The 14,761-nt window shown below is 43.6% G+C and carries 11 protein-coding genes; 3 read left to right on the top strand and 8 right to left on the bottom strand.

The window, feature by feature from the left end; translation table 11 throughout:
- Positions 1–18 precede the first annotated feature (18 nt).
- Both JOC33_RS15675 and JOC33_RS15670 read right to left on the bottom strand, forming a co-directional pair.
- Positions 19–945 carry an iron-hydroxamate ABC transporter substrate-binding protein gene (locus tag JOC33_RS15675; protein ID WP_205093488.1) on the bottom strand — a complete coding sequence of 309 codons (927 nt, stop codon included), beginning with the start codon at positions 943–945 and terminating at the stop codon, positions 19–21.
- Positions 896–1,741 (bottom strand): ABC transporter ATP-binding protein, encoded by an 846-nt coding sequence (locus tag JOC33_RS15670; RefSeq protein ID WP_205093487.1) that lies wholly within the window; start codon positions 1,739–1,741, stop codon positions 896–898. Before JOC33_RS15670 ends, JOC33_RS15675 begins: the two co-directional genes overlap by 50 nt.
- A 146-nt stretch (positions 1,742–1,887) precedes the next feature.
- Between JOC33_RS15670 and JOC33_RS15665 the strand changes: the two genes are divergently transcribed.
- Positions 1,888–2,937 (top strand): NAD(P)/FAD-dependent oxidoreductase, encoded by a 1,050-nt coding sequence (locus tag JOC33_RS15665; protein ID WP_205093486.1) that lies wholly within the window; start codon positions 1,888–1,890, stop codon positions 2,935–2,937.
- A 292-nt stretch (positions 2,938–3,229) separates the two neighbouring features.
- On the opposite strand, the gene JOC33_RS15660 is transcribed toward JOC33_RS15665, so the two are convergent.
- Together JOC33_RS15660 and JOC33_RS15655 are read right to left on the bottom strand one after the other, a co-directional pair.
- The gene (locus JOC33_RS15660) at positions 3,230–3,604 is read right to left on the bottom strand and encodes a nuclear transport factor 2 family protein (protein ID WP_205093485.1); all 375 of its coding nucleotides are present in this window, start codon (positions 3,602–3,604) and stop codon (positions 3,230–3,232) included.
- A gap of 90 nt (positions 3,605–3,694) precedes the next feature.
- Positions 3,695–4,912, bottom strand: a complete 1,218-nt coding sequence (locus JOC33_RS15655) for an EAL domain-containing protein (RefSeq protein ID WP_205093484.1) — start codon at positions 4,910–4,912, stop codon at positions 3,695–3,697.
- Between the two features lie 227 nt (positions 4,913–5,139).
- Between JOC33_RS15655 and JOC33_RS15650 the strand changes: the two genes are divergently transcribed.
- On the top strand, positions 5,140–6,714 hold the full coding sequence (locus tag JOC33_RS15650) for an FMN-binding glutamate synthase family protein (RefSeq protein ID WP_205093483.1): 1,575 nt from the start codon (positions 5,140–5,142) through the stop codon (positions 6,712–6,714).
- A gap of 257 nt (positions 6,715–6,971) precedes the next feature.
- Here the strand turns inward: JOC33_RS15650 and JOC33_RS15645 are convergent, their stop codons facing one another.
- The 4 genes from JOC33_RS15645 to JOC33_RS15630 form a co-directional block, all read right to left on the bottom strand.
- Positions 6,972–8,096, bottom strand: a complete 1,125-nt coding sequence (locus JOC33_RS15645; protein ID WP_205093482.1) for a glycerate kinase — start codon at positions 8,094–8,096, stop codon at positions 6,972–6,974.
- Between the two features lie 54 nt (positions 8,097–8,150).
- Positions 8,151–10,772: a mannosylglycerate hydrolase gene (mngB, locus tag JOC33_RS15640; RefSeq protein WP_205093481.1), complete on the bottom strand. Its 2,622-nt coding sequence runs from the start codon at positions 10,770–10,772 to the stop codon at positions 8,151–8,153.
- Positions 10,773–10,800: 28 nt separating this feature from the next.
- Positions 10,801–12,759 carry a PTS 2-O-a-mannosyl-D-glycerate transporter subunit IIABC gene (gene mngA / locus JOC33_RS15635; RefSeq protein ID WP_205093480.1) on the bottom strand — a complete coding sequence of 653 codons (1,959 nt, stop codon included), beginning with the start codon at positions 12,757–12,759 and terminating at the stop codon, positions 10,801–10,803.
- Positions 12,760–12,889: 130 nt separating this feature from the next.
- Entirely contained in the window at positions 12,890–13,618 is a 729-nt protein-coding gene (locus JOC33_RS15630; RefSeq protein WP_205093479.1) for a MurR/RpiR family transcriptional regulator, read from the bottom strand.
- Positions 13,619–13,836: 218 nt separating this feature from the next.
- Here JOC33_RS15630 and JOC33_RS15625 point away from each other — a divergent pair, with 218 nt between their 5' ends.
- Entirely contained in the window at positions 13,837–14,466 is a 630-nt protein-coding gene (locus JOC33_RS15625; protein WP_205093478.1) for a spore coat protein, read from the top strand.
- The last annotated feature ends 295 nt before the right edge of the window (positions 14,467–14,761 follow it).

The following is a 14,761-nucleotide window of genomic DNA, read 5'->3' as shown; positions in this document are numbered from 1 at the left end:
AATCCCTTTCTTGTTTGCCTACTTTCCAAGAAATGCCTTCTTGAAAGTTTCCAGTTGATATTCAAGTGTCAGTGGATCGTTGAAATAAAACTTTTTCGCATTTACTTCAATGACATTGCCGTTTTTAACAGCAGGGATATTTTTATATGTCTCCGTTTCCTGGAAGGAAGCTTCTGTATCTGGGTTTTTACTGAAGACGATATAATCACCTGCATATTCTGGAAGGACTTCCGGGGAAATCGCATAAAATCCTGCTTCGGAAGTCATTTTCTTCACTTTTTCCGGCATTTTCAATCCCATTTCCTGATAAAGGATTTCTGTGCCGCGACCCCAGTTGTCACCAAAAACGTATAATTGTTTTTCGAAGTTTTCAATGACAGTTACAGTAGCGTCTTCCCCAATTTCAGCACGGATCTTTTCGCCTGCTTCTTTGGCTCGTTGTTTGAAGTCTTCAACCCAGGCACGTGCTTCTTCTTCTTTATTTAACAGTTTGCCTATTTCGATATGCTGGCTTAAGTAATCCAGTTTTCCATAAGTATAGGTGACTGTCGGTGCTATTTCCTTCAGCTTATCTACATTTTTTATGTTAGAAAGTCCAATGATCAAGTCAGGCTTCAGCTCGATGATTTTTTCAAGATTCTGATCAGATACTTCCTCCACGCCTTTCAGTTCTTCTTGAAAGCGAGGGTTCATCTTTGACCAGGAATCAACCCCGACAAGGTTCACATCAAGCGCCATGACATTTCCGGCATATGTGGATAATACGACTACCCTTTTCGGGTTAGCTGGCACCTCTACAGGACCATTTTCGGATTGGTAGGTACGTGTTTCTTTTTTAGTATTCTTATCACCAGTGGCGTCACTGGCTTTTTCTCCACCGCTCCCTCCGCAGGCACTAAGAATGAGCACGAGCAAGAGCAGGAATGGCATGATTGCTTTCTTCATGTTGATCTTCTCCTTTTAGCAAATTGTATGTTAGGCACATTGGTTTATTAGTTCTAGGATCTCTCCCTATTGCTGCATCGATGTGAAACACATCTTTTAACACTTCGCGATCGATCACTTCTTCACATGATCCTGCCTTAGCAATTTGACCATCCTTCAGAGCTATGATGTAATCTGCGAATCTAGCAGCCTGATTCAAGTCATGAAGTACCATGACAATGGTTCTTTCCTGTTCCTGGTTGAGTCTTTGTAACAGTTCCAGAACCTCCAGCTGATGAGCCAGATCAAGATAAGTGGTCGGTTCATCAAGAAAAATCATGTCCGTCTCCTGGGCTAATGACATAGCGATCCATACGCGCTGCCTCTGTCCCCCGGACAATGAATCGACAGGCTGGTATTTGAAGGCTTCTGTGCCGGTAACATCCAGTGCCCAATTAATGACATCCATATCTTTTTTGGTAAGCCTCCCGAAACCCTTTTGATAGGGAAAACGACCGTAAGACACTAATTCTCCAACCGTCAGACCTGCTGCGCTTTCTGGATTTTGGGGAAGAATTGCCATCTTCTTCGCCAGAGCTTTCGTATCCTCTTTAGAAATACTGCCACCATCCAGGATAATGGAACCGGCCTGGTGGGAGATGATCCGGGTCATCGCTTTTAATAGAGTCGATTTTCCACAGCCATTCGAGCCTATTATCGTGGTTATCTTTTTATCTGGGATTTGCAACGATAAATCCTTTACAATCATACGGTCATCATAACCTATATGTAAATTTTCGGTAGATAAACGCAGCATAATGGAGACCTCCAGAAAATAATTGTTGAGAATGATTATCAGTGTCGTTTATAATGATACTATAAGGTGCTTTGCCCTGTTTGTCAACAGATGTCTTTAACATATGCATAGTGTAAACAGGAGCAATCAGATCGGAGTGAATTTTGATGGAGAACGAATGCTTTGACGTGACGATTATCGGCGGAGGGCCAGCCGGACTCTATTCAGCTTTTTATAGTGGATTAAGGGAAATGAAGACAAAAATCATAGAATTTCAGCCACAGCTCGGGGGAAAAGTTCAAATTTATCCAGAAAAAATGATTTGGGATATTGGTGGGTTAACACCGATAAGCGGGGCGCAATTGATTGAACAGCTGACAGAACAGGCAATGACTTTCCAACCCGAAGTGGTAACGAATGAAAAAATAGTTTCTATTTCCCGTCAGACAGATGGTCAATTTGTGCTTACGGCAGCATCCGGCCGCAAACATTTGTCCAAAAGCGTCATAGTGGCTGTTGGGAGCGGAATTTTAAAACCCCACAAGCTCAATATCGAAGGAGCGGAACGATTTGAAATTTCAAATCTGCATTATACAGTGAAATCTCTTCAGCATTTTAAAAATAAAACGGTCCTCATATCCGGTGGAGGGAATTCCGCCATTGATTGGGCAAATGAATTGGAACCGGTCGCTGATAAAGTTTACCTGACCCACCGCAGGGAAAACCTTTGCGGACATGAAGCCCAAATCTCCCAGCTCCTTAAGAGTTCTGCAGATTGCTTATTCTGTTGTTCCATCACAAAGCTTAAAGCTGGAGCGGACCACGAAACAATCGACCGGGTAGAATTGAAAAATAACAATACGGGAGAAACCTTTGAAATTGACGTCGATGACGTTATCATCAACCACGGATATGATGTGGATGCATCTTTATTAACAGAAAGTCCGCTCGGTATCCGGTTGGTCGACCAATGTTTCATTGAGGGTACTCCAATGAGTGAATCATCTGTCGAAGGACTTTATGCTGCGGGAGATATTATAAAGTATGATGGCAAGTTGAACCTTATTGCAGGCGCTTTTCAGGACGCAGCAAATGCCGTCAATAAAGCGAAGCAGTATATTGAACCTGAAGCAAGCGCTGCAGCTATGGTCTCCTCCCATAATGAAGTGTTCAAACAAAAGAATAAGGAACTCGTCAAACGCTTAGTCAATAGTTAAACAAGATTAGTAAAACTCACATTCACTCTTCCTTCCGTGAATGTGTTAGTATTTCTTAAACTTATAAATTTAAATTTTTCGAAAAGATTTTATGTAAAACAAAAAGCTATTCCCAAAAGGTCTCTTTGATTGAAGACCACGAAAAAGTTTATTTTCTTCGTGGTTTTACCGTATATAAAAAAGAAGATTCTGCATTGTTGAATGCCAATTTACTTTAATTCTTTAACAAAAAAAACAAGAGGCTGCCCCTAAGTCTAATAGACTTACGGGACAGCCTCATTTGTCGTCTCCTTTATTGAGTTCGGGGTGTTTCGACCACATAGGATCTCATGTCTTTGATTTTGCCATCTTTGAATTTGTTCCAACGATAGATGTCACAGAAGGCATACTCCTTGACTTCCCCGGTTTCATTAGTGACGGTTATTGTTCCGTCCACTGCTGCTGTTATGCCATGAGTAATGATGTTATTGATTGCCAGCTCATGATTTTTGACGTCAGTGGGCATCTCTTTAAGGGCTAGGTGGAATGCTTCCTTCCCTTCGACTACTGTATCGCCAACCATCTCCCAGCGGATGTTATCCGTAACATTGTCCATAAGGAAATCAATATTTCCCCTTACGAAAGCTTCATTAAATTCTCTCAAAAACTTCCCTTTGGCTGTAGCCATCCCTTTCCTCCTTTCTATTATCCGGCTTTAGTATATGGCAAGATGACTGGTTGTTTATGCCTCCCCTAATTGTTTCACAAAAATTGCGACTTAAATTAACAGGCACTCATTTTCATAAATGAACGTGTACGGGATATCTATGAAAAGGAAATACTGGCCGGTCAGTGGATAGCTGAACGTGCGGATCATGTCCTTCGTCTCTATATCGGAGTAAATGTCTGATAACCTGCCTTTGTTCCAAGTCTTCATCTGCATGACATTTTCCAAAAAATAGGGGCGAAAAGCCCAGTTAGACCCTTTTTTATGAGGTTCTGGCTCCCATATTTCATCTCTTTTTCTAAAGTTAGAAGAGATTTGCAGCCCATCGCCATTGCAGACAAACATCCGGAAACTTTCCTGGTCAAATTTTTCTGTGACTAGCTCAATGAATGGGTCCACTTTTTTCGCCCCATCCCACTTTGGAAGCAATTCCTTCACTTTCTGTTCCCAGAAAAGTACAAAGCTTAGCCTTTGTTCTATCAAGTTCTTTTCTCTTTGGATATAACTATTGATTTTATCTCGGGTATTTAAAGTCAAATAATCATTTGATCGCATCTGGAACTCCGGTTTAGCGAGGTAAAAGCCTTGATAGAAACGGCCGCCATGTTTCCATGCAAAATGAAGCTGGAAGTCGTCTTCGATATTTTCAAATAGTAAGGCAGCACCAATCCTCTGAGCCAGCATGGAAAGGGAAAACATCACATCTTGAAATCCCTCCCGGTTATGGTCGCGGATCATTTTTGTATCGATTTTTAAAATATGTGGTTCGAGCTGACGAATGCGGTCGATGTTAGAACTTTTCACTCCGATGTGATCGATGGCAATTTGGATTCCATAGGTTTTATAGTAAAGCAGAAGATGGTTAAGCTCTTCAAATCTTTCTTCAAAATCATGCTCGGTCACCTCAAGTACCACACGGTTCAATGAAAAGCCCTTCTCTTTATAGTAAAGTAACGTTTCCAATAAATCTTCACCATTGTTGAAGAGAAGTTCGTTCGCAGTCCGGTTGATGAATAGAAAACCAGTCCTCTTCGAATCAAGCATTTCACTAATTGCTAACTTCAACAGATGCTGGTCGACATCCACTTTGAATTCCTCGGGTACATCCCCATCGTGGAAGAAGTTTTTTAAGCTGCACCAGTTCTCCTCCCCCTGCCGAAATCTCCCTAATACTTCATAACCGATTATTTTATGCCGGATCGCGCTGACCACCGGCTGGTAGACAGGCTTCACTTTATGTAGATTCCCAATAATGTCCAAGGGGTCCATTGTCACTACCTCCTTCTTTCGTTTCACCTATCACCAAATCTTTTACTCTATACATTTATTATACTTAATTCAGGCAGGATGGGCGTGTAAAAAATTTCAGGATAGGAATAGGAAATTTGCACCAGGGGAAACGGCGTTTATAGCTATCCCCTCCTGGGAAAACATGTACCAAGCTTACTTGATTAAATTTCACCAGCAGTTACATACATGAAGGAGGATACGGCTATATGGAAATCGGATTGTTGATAGTGTTAATTATAATGGCAGCTCTTTTCCTCATTCCACTAGCCATGCTGTTGAGGATTTATTTTCATGATAAAAAACAGGAAGAGCACTCTGTTTTACGGAACTATCCTTTATTAGGGAAATTCCGTTATATCATTGAGAAAGCAGGTCCGGAATTACGCCAGTATCTTTACAATAACGATAAAGAAGGCAAGCCATTTAACAGGAAGCAATTCGAATATGTCTATAAAGCCGCAAAATATAAGACACGGATGCTTGGCTACGGCTCAGAGCGGAATTTCCATGAAGGCGGGATGTTTCTTGTTAACAATATGTTTCCAAGCATGAGTGATGAGATGAACGTCGATCAACAGCCGAAAATTAAAACGCGTCTGTATCACATCGATGAAGAAAAGCTTTTCTCCCGAAAGGAACATAGAGAAGATGCAGAGGTTGACCCCCATTACTTAAGCGATGAAGATGCGGTTGTACTTGGAAAAAATACCGCCAGACACCCGTTTCGTATCAAAGGCTTGATCGGACAATCGGCTATGAGTTTCGGATCCCTTGGCGATCATGCTATAACGGCTTTGTCCCAGGGTCTTGGGATGGCGGGGGGAACATGGATGAACACTGGGGAAGGAAGTGTGTCCCCTTATCATTTAAAAGGGGACGTAGATATCATTATGCAAATCAGCCCTGGGCTTTTCGGAGTGCGGACCAAGGATGGAAATTTTTCCTGGGAAGAATTCCAGAAACACAGCCACAATGAACAGATCAGAGCCTTCGAGCTAAAGGTTGGGCAAGGTGCAAAAACGCGCGGCGGACATGTTGCTGGTAAAAAAGTGACTGAAGAAATTGCTGAGATCCGTGATGTCGAGCCTGGAAAAGACATAAACAGCCCCAATCGTTTTCCTGGCATTTCTACGGCTGAAGAACTCCTGAACTTTCTGGACCAGCTCAGAGAGGAAGGGGGAAAACCAGTAGGGATGAAAATTGTTGTCGGGGATGACATTCAGGTGGATGAGCTAATTCAAAAGATGAAAGAAACAGATATTGTACCGGACTTCATCACGATTGATGGTGGTGAAGGGGGAACGGGAGCTTCCTACTATGCTCTGGCTGAATCTGTCGGACTCCCTGCGTTTGCGGCAATCCCGCTGGTTGATGATACACTGAAAAAATACAATCTTCGTGAACGGACCCATATCATTGCCTCCGGAAAATTGCTGACCCCGGATAAAATCGCTATGGCTCTGGCTCTAGGGGCAGATTTGATCAACATCGCACGCGGTTTCATGTTAAGTGTAGGCTGCATCATGTCCCAGGTATGCCATACCAATAATTGCCCAGTTGGGGTAGCAACGACAGATCCCGATTTACAGGAAGCGCTTGATATAGAAGAAAAGAAATACCGTGTCTGTAATTATTTAGTCGCGTTGCGTGAAGGTTTGTATGACCTCGCTGCAGTAGGAGGCATAGACAGCCCGACTAAGTTTAACCGGCAGCACATCGTGTTCAAGGATGAGTTCAATAAAATTGTCAAAAACAGAGATGGCGACTTTATACGGACCTGATAGAACAACTTGGCTTATCGCCAAACCCTTATGGCGAAAGCCTCAGTTTTACTTATACTTTAATTCTTTAACAAAGTTAAACTTTCTAAAAGGGTGAACAAAAGCGGAAGTGCCTTGACCAATCCCGACAATCTCAAGCCAAGCCTCATCATGACGTTATTTGTCACAGGGGCTTGGCTTAACTGTTGATAATTTCCGTGATAAAAAAGGATTGGCCTCCAACTTGCAGAGACCAATCCTTTTTGTGTGTTAATATGTCAGTTCCACCGCATAATCAGCCTGGTCAGTTGACTTGTAGCATTGTACAAATATTGATGACCGTTCTTCATACAATTCTTTAATGTATTTGGTCCAGCTACAATGGAAAAGCACCCTAGAAATTTTTCATTCAGCCTTTCGAAATCCCCCGTTATACTCCCGGACAATAAAATTGTCGGTTTTCCATATAGGGATGCCTGACTGGCCACGTACCCTGGAGCTTTTCCATATAATGTCTGCCTGTCACTCTGGCCTTCCCCAGTAATGACGACATCCGCCCACTGGACTGCTTCCTGTAAGCCAACCGCTTTTCCCACCAATTCCGCGCCAGATTGAAGTTTCCCGCCTAGAGCTAGTAATGCAAACCCAAGGCCACCAGCAGCCCCGGCACCTTCCGTATCCATCATACTTTTTCCTAATGCTTTTTCAACGGCTTTTCCATAGCGTGTCATCGCCTGATCATAATCAATAACCTGTTTCCCGGTCGCTCCCTTTTGGGGGCCAAAAATAAAGGATGCACCCCGGTCTCCGGTAAGAGGATTATCGACATCACAAGCAACCTTGAACTCAGACTGTTGTAAGCGGGAATCCAACTCAGAAAAATCAACGTCCTCTACCTTGAGAAAATCTTTGCCATACTTTCCAGCAACATTCCCGCGGTTATCGAATGCTTTCATTCCTAAAGCCTGAAGCATTCCCATGCCGCCATCATTGGTGGAACTGCCTCCCAGCCCAATGATAAAGCTGCGCACTCCGCGATCCAATGCATGCAGGATTGCCTCCCCGATGCCATAAGTCGTCGTGTGGTCAGGGTTTCTTTTGCCCTCCGATATCATTGGCAGTCCTGAAATGCTTGCACATTCAATGACTGCTGTCTGATCGTCCAAAATCACATAACAGCTTTCGATAGTTTTTCCGAGGGGGCCATTGCAAGTAACCGCTACACTCTCTCCGTTACCTGCTTTCATCAAAGCATCTAGTGTTCCCTCTCCACCATCAGCCATTGGCTTGAGTTTGACATGATTAGAGGAATCCACTGCTCTCACCGCCTCAGCCATCGATTCTGCTGCTTCTGCTGAAGTCATACTTCCCTTGAAAGAGTCAGGTGCAAGTAGAAAGTTCACTATTTTTCACCTCCATACAACAAACCAGAGAAGCGTATCTCTGGTTTGTGTGTATTACCTTTTGATAGCAATCGTCCGCGATTGATTAACTTTCACCGGAACGCAAAGCTTTTCTTTTTCTGTAGTAACCTGCTGTCCAATTTCATCTTCGTTCAGATTAGTATAGCAGGCATCCTTCAAACCATCAACAACCTTGATTTGCGTTTCTGTCTCCCGATCACAAGGGTTAAACAATCGTAAAATCAGTGCGTCATCCTGTTCCGCTTTTTTCAGGGTGCTTAAGACAGCAGAGCTGTCAACTTCTTCCTCAAGCAACTGAAAGCTTGCAGGTGTTCTGATGTCTGATTCATTCAGCTTCATGGCGTTATATGGAATCTTATTATAAGTATGGACAGGCGTCACATACTCCTTTGCCACTTTTGCTGTATTTGCTTCTAATGTACTTCCTTTATGGAAAAACAGTGCAAAATCAAGAGACAGGCTGCCGATCATCTGTGAATCAGGTGTCGGGAGTTTGATACCGGACGGCCTTCCTGGACGGCGGACCATCTCAGCCTTGCCGAGATAACCAATACTTCGGAATAAGGTGATCGCAATCGTATCATTCTGTTCACCAATAATTTCGTACTCCCTTGTACTGTTCGTAAGCACACTAAGGCCATAATCGTTGTTGGACAGCCCGATATAGCTGAGCATCGGGTAAATCGAATCCGGTCGCTCGCTCCAGTTTTCTTCCTGCCATACATCCATTGCTGCATCCCTGACATCTCTTTTTATATGGCCGAACTGATTGTCTGCAATCGAAAATGCAGATTGAATACCTGTCGGAATGAGGGCACGGAGACGGTGGTCTTTCGCATGATTATCCAACTCACACTTCACTTCGATGATCGGTTTATGATCAGCCACAGTGATCGCGAAACGGACTTCGACTGTGCTGCTCCGCTTCCCTGCTTTTCTTTCCTCCAGATTCTCCGGTACTGCTAACTGGTAACGGATATCGATAGAGGCTTCATGGCGATTTTGTTTGATATTTACCTCTGCTTTTACGTCTTTACTGGAGATCTCTAAATCATTGGCTAATGGAGAAAAGTCATACTCATCACCATCGTCTCCGGAATTTTCCAGCAGCAAAACCTCATTGAAGGTTTGCTCTATCCGTTTATCAAAAATATTCAAAGACCCATTCCGATTAACTGATATCGAGAAAAATTCTGTATCCACCTGGTCTTTTTTCTCGTAAGAGTTGACGGGAGAATATTCACGGTCTTTCACGGTTAATGTGCGGTATCCCATTGCCGGAAGCGACTGCCTCAACTGAATACGATAGCGGTAGAAAGGATCATAATTGCCATAGTGGACAATTTGGCGGTCAATCAGCCCAGGATCCAGCTCCTCTGTATCCAGCAGCTCATACTCGATTTCATTTCCGTCTTCGTCTTCAAGGACAAATGATTTTGCTCTGGTTATCACCTCGGTTGTCACCACTTCTTCACGATTGTAAGGAACGAAATTGAACAATGTGAGGCGGTCTCCATCATCCTCTACTTCTATTGCATCAACGATTTTTCGTTTATAAAACTCGATCAGCTGATCGGTTTTTTCTTCCGCAAGAAACAGCCGGTTGGCAATTTCACGATGGACTTTATCTGAGCAGCAGCAACCAATGCTGTCATGGGCATGATTTTTCATGATTTCTTTCCAAATCAATTCAATCAGACCATGGTGATATTCAAAACCAAGGTCATATGCCATTGCTGCCAATGGTTCCAGAATATTGGTTATTTTATTCTCGACACGAGTATTGGCTGCTTTGATGTCCATCCGTGTAGAATAAATGCTGCGGTGCACCCGCATATATTTTCCGTCCAGGAATTCGCCATTCAACGTGGCCAATTGATTGTTTTTTTCAATTTCGGCGAAAATATTTTCATATTTACTTAGAAAGAATTCCCGATCCGGATACATGCTTTCCAGCTTGCTGATAACCTCATGAATGTCCTGTTGGATTGGCATTTGATCGTGCCCGTTAGGCAAGACCAAGTGGTTGGTTGTCGTGCCCCGGTCAAGTACCGGAAAATACTTTTCCATTCGCTTGCCGAGCGCCTCTTCTTCCTGAGGCAGATACTTTCCTATCGCATATCCCAGCGGAAGAAGCTGGACAAGCACGCTAGAGCCGTCCTTCGTTTCCCAGTGGAATTCTGTTTTATCCGTGCCATGGCGTTCAGAAGTACCTCGCCAGAAAATCGTATACTTGATATCAAATCCATTAAAGATATGCGGCATTTGCGCAGACTGACCGAAAGAATCAGGGAGATAACCGATCATCATCGGACTGCCGAATTCTTTACTGTCTTTTATTCCATATAAGAGATTGCGGACAATTGATTCACCGCCGACCACCATTTCATCCGTTTGAGTGTACCACGGTCCAATAATCAACTTTCCTTCCTGGACCAGCTTTTTCACACGTTCTTTTTCTTCAGGCTTTACGGCGAAAAAGTCCTCCAGTATCGATGTCTGACCATCGAGTACGTAATAAGGATAATCAGGATCATTCTCTAAACGGTCCATGATTTCTTCCATGTTATTTACTAATAATATCCGGGACTCTTCTGTGGAAAAATACCATTCCCGATCCCAGTGCATATGAGGCACAACGTGCACTTGTGTCATGTCTAATCCCTTCCCTTTAAATCAATGATCAGTTTACAGCTGTTTTCATTTGAACATTAGATTTTTCTTTTTCTGTACGTGGTTGCTTTTTTAAACGGTTCTTACGGGTGATAATCAGAAGAACCATGGAAATGAACGCTCCAAGCAGCGCAGCTCCAAGCCAGACGCTTGCCGCTAAGAATAATGGCTGCCCCTTAAGTAGAGCAAGCGAGAATATTCCTGCTCCAGGAACATTCAATCCAATTCCGAAAAAGGCTACGATTCCACCTGTAACTGCCGAACCTGCAATGAGGGACGGGATGACACGCAATGGATCATTAATGGCGAATGGAATCGCACCTTCCGTAATACCGGCAAGGCCGAGAAGCCAGGTCTGTTTTCCAATTTCCTGCTCTGGTTTTGTAAAGTATTTTTTTCCGACAATCGTTGCACCTGTGACAGCAAAGGCAGAAACCATTTTCACGGATGCAAAAGCAGCGTAAGGCATGAGATTACCACTTGCCATTGCAGCAATACAGAACGTATAAGCAGCTTTATTGACCGGACCGCCCAGGTCAAAGGAAACCATGGCTCCTAAAATTGCGCCAAGCAGGATGGCATTACCGCCGGATAATCCCTCTAACCAGTTAATAAGCCCATTATTGATAGCTGCAAGCGGTTCCCCGATGACAAACAACATAATTGATCCGACTGTCAGTGTCCCGACAACAGGATATAGCCAGAAACTGACAAATCCCGAGAATGTACCAGTTGTCTGCAAGTTATTTTTCATGTATTTGATAAGGTAACCAGCAAGGAAACCACCGAGCATACCGCCCAAAAAGCCACTGCCAATCAAATTCGCACAAATACCAGCAGCAAAACCAGGTCCAAGTGCTGGTTTATCAGCGATGGAGTAAGCCATGTAAGCAGACAATACTGGCACCATGAGCGTTCCGAGCATTGTTCCGCCTAATTGCCGCAACAGCCACAGCCATGAACCTTCCTCGGCATAGACATCCTGCAGCCCGAATGCCTGGGAGACAAGTACCGCAAACGCAAGAGTCATCCCACCTGCAACGATAATAGGAATGATGTGGGAAATACCTGTCATGATGGAATCTTTTATTTCTGTTTTAAACGATTTGTTATCGTCGTCTTCCTCATCGATAAATGTTTCCGGATCGTACTCATCACGATCTGGGGCAAGCTCAGATTTTTCTATGGCTTCTTCGATAATTTTTCTCGCATTTTTCAACGGGGAAGCCACCGTTGTCGTTACTCGCGGGAGATTAGAAAAACGATCTGGATCTTTTACAGCTACATCTGCTGCAAAAATGACGGCATCGGCCTGTGCGATCGCCTTTTTAGAATGACGATCCTCAATGCCATTGGCTCCCTGCTTCTCTACAGTCACTTCGACATTAAGCTCTTGACCAGCCCGTATCAATGCTTCAGCAGCCATATAAGTGTGGGCAATGCCTGCCGGACAAGCAGTGACAGCTAACATCTTTTTCGCAGGTGTCTGCTGTTCGGTTTTCTTTTCTTCCTCCTGGTGATCCAGGGCAGTGAAGAATTGTTCACTCGTTTTGGCTTCCATCAATCTGGCTTTATAAGCCGGGTCTGCCATTCGAGTCATCAATTCGGCTAACAAATTCAAATGCGTAGACCCTGCTTCATTTTCTGGAATCGCAAGCAGCATCACAAGTTCTACGCGATTATTTTCGTCAATGCTTTCCCAATCCTCTAATGGTACTTCCATAGTCGCTACTGCAAACGCTGCTTCCTTGACCGCAGTCGATTTGCCGTGCGGGATGGCAAGTCCTCCTTCAAAGCCGGTCGGTGATAACTTTTCCCTGTCTATGACCGCTTCGTAAAAATCCTCTTCGGAATGAAGCTTTCCTTCCTGGTACAGTTGATGGACCAAGTAACGGATAGTTTCATCTTTCGTCGAGAACGATTGATTCGTGCTGATAAGGTCCTGAGAGGTCAAACTTTGTAAACGCATCCCCCTGCCTCCTTCGTAAATACTGTTATTTGTCTATGATCGTAGCACACCGAAAGAAAGCGTTTGCTTATCTTTAAAATGGAACACATCTATAAACAAAAGAAACCGATTACATGTGTATTTATACACATCAATCAGTTTCCCAGAAAATATCTGAAAGTACTTGAATCGCCAGGATCACCGGCGTCTTGTCAGATGTATTGTAATTTTCGCGCATTCTTCGTGGGGAATAGAAAAAGAAACGGTAGTCGGCCTTTGCCTGTAAGCTGTTCCGGTTGAAATGGGTCAGGGATATCGTCGTAATCCCCCTCGATTGGGCAAGCTCATTCATTTCTAATATCTGTTCCGTCTCTCCAGACATACTAATGAGAAAAAGGAGATCTTTTTGTGTGGAATGATTGAGCGCATATACAGCATCATGACGATGTAGAAAAAACTCTGCATTTTTCCCGCCAATTTTCAGATGGGTTGCCAGCAGCTCGCAGAAAGGCAGGGTATCCCCTACCCCACAGATAAAGACATGCTCTGCCTGACGGATTTTCCTTGCAATGACAGATAAGCTCTCCTGGTCCAGAAGTTCAAACGTGCGCTTGATATTCGATGCAATCGTACTTTCGCTCCCGAGTTGCTCCTCTTCCAGTTCTGCCTTCAAACTGTTTTTTAACTGGGAGAAACCATCATACCCTAATTTCTTAGATAGTCTCGTAATCGTATTGGGAACTGTATAAAATCGCCTGGAAAGTTCCTGGATCGATGTGTTTACAACCTGTCGCTTATTTTCAATGATGTAATCGATTATCTGATCATCTGTGTCATTCAGCTTCGATTCATATTTGTGGGTCCGATCTCTGAAATCCATGGTCCACCCCCTAATTGCTGCATCACATTCCTGTTCAGTTTCTCAGTAACTAGAGTTTATCAGAATTTCCGATAAGGGTGTATCATTATAGAGGGAATACCGGTTGATGTGATGATGATAGCTTGCCCCATTTTCCTTTTAAAAATTTTTTATCCGTACATGTTTTCCGGTTAATGACGAAAAATAATCAGGAATGCCATTATGATGGAGGGAAACAAATGCAAAATCAAATGAACAACCAAGGTCAGCAGGCCGGTAAACAGCTATCTGAAAACATGGCTCCAAACATGAGTCATGGCGGTCATGAAATGTTCGATGCCCATGAGGTGATCAGCGGGGTCATGGGAATGCTGAACCAGTATAAAATGTATGAGCAGCAAATCCAAGACCAGGAATTGAAAGACATGCTGATGCGCCAGTCAGCATTTACCACCGAGCTTTACAACACGATGATCGAATGCTTCCAATCCGGTCAAAAGCCTTCCCAATCGACCCATGTGTACAAAATGACGCAGAGTAACGACGTAGTTTATGGAATACAGCCAACTCAGCCTAAACAGCCGATCCAATCAGCCGGTGAATTGACAGATACGGAATACGCCTCGTTCATGCTGGGCCAGGTGAAAGGGTTATCATCAGTGATGGCAATGGCTGCGACAGAGATTACCAACCCTGTATTGCGCAGAGTGATTGCTGATAGCGTCCCTAACATGATTGAAATGAGTTACGAAATTTTCCTTTATCAAAATAAACAAGGGAATTACCAGGTTCCTCAACTTGCACAGCAAGATATGACTCAAATGATGCAAAGTTATGCGCCGGCACAAATGCAAACACCTATGAACTAAGTGAATCAGTAAAGAAAAATCAACCTCAGAAATCCTTTCTGGGGTTGCAGATTGTGGAGAAACATCTGGTTTTTCTGCAAGTTCTTTCTTGCCGGCAGAAGCTAATCCCCTTCCCTTTCCGCAGACGAACGTCCGAACTTCCTCTCGAAAACCAGAGGACACTGCCCGTTTTCAATAAATGGTATGGAGTATGTGTACGCCCCGTTTATTTTTGATGAAAATTTTGTATTATAGTCCTATAATAAAAAAATGACCACAGCTCCAACTGTGGTCAAGTAGATACCCATTCCTGATA

The organism is Thalassobacillus pellis (assembly GCF_016908295.1).
GTDB lineage: Bacteria > Bacillota > Bacilli > Bacillales > Halobacillaceae > Thalassobacillus > Thalassobacillus pellis.
This window is presented reverse-complemented; position numbering and strand designations above follow the sequence as displayed.